The sequence below is a fragment of the Gemella bergeri ATCC 700627 genome (genome assembly GCF_000469465.1).
Taxonomy (GTDB): domain Bacteria; phylum Bacillota; class Bacilli; order Staphylococcales; family Gemellaceae; genus Gemella; species Gemella bergeri.
Map to the genome: position 1 here is coordinate 63,420 of NZ_KI271806.1, position 8,141 is coordinate 71,560.

Sequence of the window (8,141 nt, forward strand, 5' to 3'; positions counted from 1 at the left end):
TAAAGAATTTTTCTCGAATCTAATAAATTATACGTGGAGAACTCAACAAAATTGATTTTTAACGAAATTATAATTTTTTAGTTGTTATCGTTTGCAAATAAATTTATTATATTTTATAATAATTTATAATAGAGTTATAAAATTTTATAAAGGATAGATAAAATGAAACAGTACATACCGATAGTCGATTTTATAGCGGAAATTCTCGGCGAAAAATGTGAAGTAGTTCTTCATGATTTGCGTGGAGATTTGAATAAGAGTGTTATTTATATAAAGAACAGTTTATCGGGGAGAACAATAGGTTCACCCGCGACGGATTTATTAGTTGATGTTCTCAATAAAAAAACATATAAGAAAAAAAATTATCTGACAAATTATAAAAGTCGTTCAGAAAATGGTAAAAAGTTTAAATCATCCAGTTTTTTTATAAAAAATAGTAGTAATGAATTAATTGGAATGATTTGTGTTAATATAGATTATTCAGAAGAATTGATGATGTTTAACAAGTTAGAGGAATTTCTTGAACAATTTTCTAAGGTTAATAATAAAGATTTTTATAACAAAGAACAAAGTGATGAAATTGAAAATTTATATGGAACAGTTGATAATATAATTGAAGATACCATTTATAAAGTAACAGGGCACTATAATTTAGACAATGTAAAATTAAAAAAAGATGATAGATTAAAGATAGTGAGCATTTTAAACGAGCGTGGGTTTTTCACCTTAAAAGAATCCATTTCACAGGTTGCTGCTATATTTCATATGTCAGAGGTGAGTATTTATAAATATATTCAAGAAATAAAAAATAAGGAGGACGAATAAAATGAAAGGGGTAAATACAAATTTACTTCATGGTTATCCGGTAATAGATAATTATACAGGAGCGGCATCTATTCCTAAATATCAAACTTCTACTTTTGATCAAAAGGATTTTTATACTGACGGGAAAAAATATTGCTATAGCAGATTTGCCAATCCGACAATAGTTGCTTTGCAAAAAGCTATAGAAAAATTGGAAAATGCTAAATATGGCTTTGCTTTTTCTTCCGGAATGGCAGCTATAACAACTGCACTTATGACTTTGAAAACAGGAGAGCATATTATACTTCCGATAGAGGTCTATGGCGGTACTTATCAATTTTGTTCAGAAATATTACCGAGATATGGGATAGAAACTACGTTTATAGATTATAGTAATTTAAATAATGTTGAAAAACATATTAAGGATAATACAAAGATTATTTATATAGAAACACCGTCAAATCCGTTATTAAAGATTTCAGATATAATAGAAATAGTTAAGTTAGCGAAAAAAAATAATATTAGAACTATTGCTGATAATACTTTTATGACACCTATATATCAAAAACCGCTCGAACTTGGCTGTGATATAGTTGTAGAAAGTATGACAAAATTCATTAACGGTCATAGTGATGTAGTAGCGGGGGCGATAGCTACAAATAATGAAGAGATTGCCAAAGAAATTTGTTTACTTCAGAAAAACTTTGGTGGTATAATGGGGGTAGAAGATGCGTGGCTAACTCTTCGTGGTATGAAGACTATGGGACTTAGAATGGAGAAATCAGTTACCAATGCACTAAGTTTAGCTGTATTTTTAGAAAGACAAGAAAAAATTAAAAAAGTCTACTATCCTGAACTTACCAGTTGTCAATATTTTGATATTCATTCTAAACAAGCTAGTTCGGGAGGAGCTGTCTTATCTTTCGATTTTTATTCTAAGGAAGATATGGATAGTTTTTTAGAGAAAATAACTATTCCGATTTTTGCGGTTAGTCTTGGGGGGGTTGAATCTATTATTTCACATCCTGCAACTATGTCGCACGCTTGTATGAGTAAAGAGGACAGATTAGCTCAAGGAGTTACGGATACTCTTTTAAGATTATCTTGTGGTGTAGAAGATTTAGAAGATTTGGTGGAAGATTTAGAACAGGCATTAAAATAAATAATTAATTAAGGAGATTTTAAGATGAAAATAGAAAAAGTAAATACTCAGAAAGCACCTAAAGCGGTTGGCCCATATGTTCAGGCGAATAAAGTAGGAAACTTAATTTTTTGTTCAGGACAATTAGGTATTAATCCGGAAACCGGAAAAATAGTAGAAGGTGGAGTATTAGAAGAAGCAAAACAAGTATTTAAAAATATTGAAGCTGTATTAGAAGAAGCAGGAAGTTCAATGAATCACGTAGTAAAATCATTGGTTCTTTTGAAAGATATTGCAGACTTTGCAGAAGTAAATAAAATTTATGCAGAACAATTTAACGATGTTCTTCCTGCACGTTCAGCGTTCCAAGTAGCAGCATTGCCGTTGGGCGGGAATATAGAAATTGAAGTTATTGCTGTAGAAAAATAGCATTATATTAGACAGGATAAAATTAAGATCGGGGTTAATGTTCTTCGGTCTTAATTTATTATTTTATGCGCTATTGTTATATTATTAGTTTTGTTAAGAATAGTAAATAAATATAGTTATGGAAAGAAAGTTGTTTATTTCTATTAATTTTATTTTACAATATAACAAAATGAAAATTTATGGAGAAATTAACTGAATATATATTTTAGTTCTTGACAACAACTTTAGTTTAGTATAATATATTTAAGTAAACAGTGACAAATAAGGTAAAAAGAAGTTTATTTTATATTCTTATAATTTTAGAAGAGAGTTTAATCCAATGGCTGAAAGATTAGATAATAATAAGTAAAATAAAGAACGCTTTTTGCACAATTTAATAGAGATAATAAGGTATTAATTGTAATTGATTAGTACGAATTAGGGTGGCACCACGAGAAATAATATCGTCCCATATGAGCTGAGGCTTGTGTGGGTTTTTTTATTTAGAGAGAAAGGAGAATATTATGGTTATAACAATGCCGAGAGGTACACAAGATATTTTGCCGGAAGAGAGCAAAAAGTGGCAATATATAGAAAATAAATTAAGAGAAATTAGTAATAACTTTTGTTACGAAGAGATAAGAACACCTATGTTTGAATCTACGGAATTATTTAGTAGAGGTGTTGGTGATACAACGGATATTGTTCAAAAAGAAATGTATACTTTTTTAGATAAAGGGAATCGTTCAATAACTTTAAGACCGGAGGGGACAGCGGGAACTGTTCGTTCTTATATCGAAAATAAATTATTTGCTAAAACAATTCAACCGCAAAAATTGTATTATGTTGGGCCGATGTTCAGATATGAAAGAAAACAAAAAGGGCGTTACCGTCAATTTGTTCAATATGGTGTAGAAGTTATCGGAGATGAAAGTCCTAAAATTGATGCAGAAGTAATTAGTCTTGCGTATAATATATATAAAATGTTTGGAATTGAAAATATAAAGGTCAGTATAAATTCACTAGGTAATCCGGAAGAAAGACAAGCATATAATGAAGCGTTGATTAAACATTTTGAACCGCGTATTCATGAGTTTGATGAGGACTGTAATAATCGGTTATATAAGAATCCGATGAGAATATTGGATTGCAAAGTAGATGCTGATCACGAATTAGTAAAAACAGCACCTAAGTTATTAGAATATTTGGGAGAAGAATCAAAACAATATTTCGCAGAAGTTCTTAAGCATTTAGATAACTTAGGAGTAAAATATGAAGTTGATCACAATTTAGTTAGAGGCTTAGATTATTATACTCATACCGCATTTGAAATAATGATAGATAATCCGAATGTAGAATTAAAAACACTCTGTGGCGGTGGTCGTTACAATGGATTGATAAAATTATTGGAAGGTCCCGAGGATAAAAAAGGTATAGGTTTTGCACTTAGTATTGAGCGATTATTGTTAGCATTAGAGAGCGAAAATATAGAATTACCTATTGAAGAAACTATTGATGTATTTATAGTATCTATGGGAGAAAAAGCCGGAACTTATGGTGTAAAACTAACAAATGATTTACGTTTAGCAGGTTTTAAAGTTCAAAATGATTATTTTGATAAGAAAATGAAAACACAGATGAAAATAGCCGATAGATATAATGCAAAATTTTCTATTATTGTAGGAGAAAGTGAGCTTGAAACGGCAGAAGTGATTATTAAAAATATGGAAAACTTTGAGCAAGAAAATATAAAACAAGAGAATATAATATCATATTTAGAGATGAAATTGAGAGGAGAACAGTAATGAGTGCATACGGAAGAACAGAATATGCCGGTCATATAGATGAGAAATATATCGGGAAGAGAGTAACGATAAAAGGTTGGGTAAGTAAACGTCGTGATTTAGGAAGCCTTATTTTTATTGATGTGAGAGATAGAATGGGTATAGTACAATGTGTTTTCTCAGGAGAGAAAAATGCTGAAGTACATTCACTAGCTGAAACATTGAGAAATGAGTTTGTTATTTCTATTGAAGGAGAGGTAGTTCCTCGTAGTGAAAATACAATAAATGAAAAAATAGCATCAGGTAAAGTAGAGATTATTGCCGACAAATTGGAAATTTTATCAACGGCTAAAACCTTACCGTTCGTCTTAGATGACCCTTCTTTATCAAGCGAAGAATTAAGATTAAAATACCGTTATCTTGATTTAAGACGTAGTGAATTAGCAGAAGTTTTGCAACTGCGTTCAAAAATAACTAAAGCAACACGTGATTATTTAGATAGTCAGTTATTTATTGATGTTGAAACACCAATTTTAACAAAATCAACACCGGAAGGAGCACGTGACTATTTGGTACCAAGTAGAGTTCATCCCGGAGAATTTTATGCTTTACCGCAATCACCACAATTATTTAAGCAACTATTAATGGTAGCAGGATTTGACAGATATTATCAAATTGCAAGATGTTTCAGAGATGAAGATTTACGAGCAGATAGACAACCGGATTTTACTCAAATAGATATGGAAATGAGCTTTATGTCACAAGATGAAATTATTTCTATAATTGAAGGGTTAATTGCTCATGTTATGAAAGAGGTAAAAGGAGTAGATGTAGTTTTACCATTTCCACGCTTAGACTATGAAGAAGCAATGGAGAGATTCGGTAGTGATAAACCGGATACTCGTTTTGACATGGAACTGAAAGATGTTAGTGATTTAGTTAAAAATTTAGACTTTAAGGTATTTTCTAATGCAGTGGAACAAGGCGGAGCTGTAAAATGTATTGTTGCTAAAAACTGTGCAGAAAAATACTCAAGAAAAGACATTGACGCATTAGGAAAATATGTAGCCAATTACGGTGCAAAAGGTTTAGCTTGGGTAAAAGTTACAGAAGATGGTTTTAGCGGAGCGATTGCCAAGTTCTTTACAGATGAAGTGGCACAGGAAATAGTGGCTAGAGTAGATGCGGAAGTAGGGGATATTATTTTATTTGCAGCGGATAGTAAAAAAGTTTGTTACGCTTCATTGGGAGCTTTACGACAAAAATTGGCAGCTGATTTAGATTTGATAGATAAAAATAAATATAATTATCTATGGGTAGTAAATTGGCCGTTGTTGGAATATGATGAAGAAAAAGGTCGTTATAGTGCAGCACACCATCCGTTTACTATGCCGAAAATAGAAGATGTTGAGTTATTGGAAACAACACCTGAAAAAGCATATGCTCAGGCGTATGATATTGTTCTTAACGGGTATGAATTAGGTGGTGGAAGTATTCGTATTTTCGATAGAGAAATACAATCTTCAATGTTTAAGGCATTAGGATTTACAGAAGAGCAAGCTCAAGACCAATTCGGTTTCTTATTAGATGCTTTTGAATATGGAGTGCCACCGCACGGTGGGTGTGCATTAGGGTTGGATAGGTTTGTTATGTTATTGGCAGGACGTGATAATTTACGTGATACAATAGCGTTTCCTAAAACGGCAAATGCAGCTGATCCGATGACACAAGCACCATCGCCGGTAGATTTGGAACAATTATTGGAGTTGAATATTTCATTACTAAGAAAATAATTATATAAAAACGCTGAAATCGAAATTATTTTGGCGTTTTTTCTTAATATAGAAAGATATTATGAAAACGTTTGTTGAATTTTTTTGATATAAGTAGTAAAATAATATTATCAATAAACAAAAAAGGAGACTATATAATGAAAAAGAGGACAATATCAGTTATTATGGCAACTACGGTGCTGTCAATAGGTACGATAGGTACTACCGTAAATATAAATGCAGTAAAAGCTATAGATGATGCAAAAATAGTAGCAAATATTGGAGAGATTCAAGGTGAAGGGCATCAATCGGTATTAGCAGGAAAAAAAGTAAAAGTTAGCAATGTAGTAGTTACACATAAAGATAAAACAGGGTTTTATGTTCAAGACATAACTCCCGATAATAACAGTAAAACTTCAGATGCTATTTATGTTGTAAGTAATGTTCAAGTAGAAGTTGGAGATAAGTTGACAATAGAGGGTACAGTTAAAGAAGGGTATATGGAAGAATATAGTATCAAATCCGGTACAACTTTCAAAGCTCCAACAGGTAGTCTTACTGTTACACAGTTAGTAGATGTTAAAGTTGAGAAAAACGGAACATCATCGTTGCCGGAAGCGATAGATATTTCTAAAAAGATGCCGAAAGATATAGTGGATAATAATATTAACTCATATCAACCGGAAACTGAAGCGCTAGATTATTGGGAAAGTTTAGAAGGGATGCTGACAACTGTTAAAAAACCACGTGTTCTTGGTCCGCAGTATAAAGGAGATATTTACGTTTTACCGAGCGATTATAACGGATTAACGCTTAATAATATAGGTGGTGTAAATTTACGCCCTAATGTTCAAAATACAGAAACATTACCAATTATCGTGGGGAATAAATTTATAGCTAAAGCTAAAGACTACTTTAATGAAGATATTAAAGGTGTAGTGACATATAAAAACAAAACATACAAGATAGATCCGAAAAATATTCCAGCACTTCAAGACGGTGGATTAACTAGAGAAATTTCAAAAATATATCCTGCAGAAGATAAACTTACCATAGCTTCTTATAATATTGAGAATTTTTCAGCGAATGCAAATGGTCATGATGAAACACCTGAAGAAAAAGTAAATAAAATAGCAAAATCATTTATTGATGAGATACATAGTCCTGATATTGTTACATTAATAGAAGTTCAAGATAATAATGGGGGTATAAATGACGGAACTGTTGATGGAGATAAAAGTGGAGAAAAATTAGCTAAACGTATAGCGGAATTAGGTGGTAAAGAATATAAATATACAGAAATAGCACCCGTTGACGGAAAAGATGGAGGTAAACCGGGAGCAAATATTCGAGTAGCATATTTATATAATCCGAAAAGAGTGACCTTAGTAGAAAAAGAAAAAGGTAGCAGTACGGAAGCTGCAGTATTCAAAAACGGACATTTAGAAAAAAATCCGTCAAGAATAGATCCAATGAATCCATCATTTGATAAAGTAAGAAAATCATTAGCTGCAGAATTTGATTTTAAGGGAGAAAGAGTTGTAGTTATAGCGAATCATTTGAAATCAAAATTGGGTGATGATGCAGTTTACGGTTCAACACAGCCGGCAGTTCAAAATACTTTACCAAAAAGATTGGAAGAGGCAAAAATTTTAAATAATTTTATAAAAGAAGGCTTAAATCAAAATCCTGATTTAAAATTTGTTTTAACGGGAGATTTCAATGACTTTGATTTTTCAGAAACAGCACGTTTGATAGCTGGTGACGAATTAGTGAATTTAATGTTAAAACATCCGGCAGCAGATCGCTATTCTTATTTCTATCGTGGAAGTAATCAAAGTTTAGATAATATTTTTGTATCTAAAAATATAGAAAATAAAGTGGTATTTTCACCAGTTCATATAAATGCTTCGTTTATGGAAGAACATGGAAGAGCATCAGATCATGACCCTGTTATTGTTCAAATAGATTTTAGTAAAAAAATCGAAGAACAGGGAGGCGGCACAAAACCTGACGGAGAAAATAAAGGCGACAATAATAAGGGTGGTAAAACACTGCCTAAAACGGGATTAGTAGCTGAAACCTCACTAATAGGACTATTAACACTTGTGAGTGCATTATATTTACTGCGAAAAAAAGTAAAATAATTTAATTATAAAAAATATATAAAATATGTAAAATATGGGCGATTATCAATCGTTCATATTTTTTTATAAAAAAGTATTGACAATA

6 protein-coding genes are annotated in these 8,141 nt (G+C 31.5%); all 6 read left to right on the forward strand.

Annotated features, from left to right (window positions below; translation table 11 throughout):
* Positions 1–162: 162 nt before the first annotated feature.
* Positions 163–825 carry a helix-turn-helix transcriptional regulator gene (locus HMPREF1983_RS01360; protein WP_021752487.1) on the forward strand — a complete coding sequence of 221 codons (663 nt, stop codon included), beginning with the start codon at positions 163–165 and terminating at the stop codon, positions 823–825.
* Position 826: 1 nt separating this feature from the next.
* On the forward strand, positions 827–1,966 hold the full coding sequence (locus tag HMPREF1983_RS01365) for a trans-sulfuration enzyme family protein (protein WP_021752488.1): 1,140 nt from the start codon (positions 827–829) through the stop codon (positions 1,964–1,966).
* Between the two features lie 24 nt (positions 1,967–1,990).
* Positions 1,991–2,374 (forward strand): RidA family protein, encoded by a 384-nt coding sequence (locus HMPREF1983_RS01370; protein WP_021752489.1) that lies wholly within the window; start codon positions 1,991–1,993, stop codon positions 2,372–2,374.
* 503 nt (positions 2,375–2,877) lie between these two features.
* A complete protein-coding gene (gene hisS / locus HMPREF1983_RS01375; protein WP_021752490.1) occupies positions 2,878–4,158 on the forward strand; it encodes a histidine--tRNA ligase in 1,281 nt (426 codons plus the stop codon).
* Positions 4,158–5,930: an aspartate--tRNA ligase gene (gene aspS / locus HMPREF1983_RS01380; protein WP_021752491.1), complete on the forward strand. Its 1,773-nt coding sequence runs from the start codon at positions 4,158–4,160 to the stop codon at positions 5,928–5,930. The genes hisS and aspS overlap by 1 nt, the downstream gene beginning before the upstream one ends.
* 137 nt (positions 5,931–6,067) lie before the next feature.
* On the forward strand, positions 6,068–8,056 hold the full coding sequence (locus HMPREF1983_RS01385) for an endonuclease/exonuclease/phosphatase family protein (RefSeq protein WP_021752492.1): 1,989 nt from the start codon (positions 6,068–6,070) through the stop codon (positions 8,054–8,056).
* The last annotated feature ends 85 nt before the right edge of the window (positions 8,057–8,141 follow it).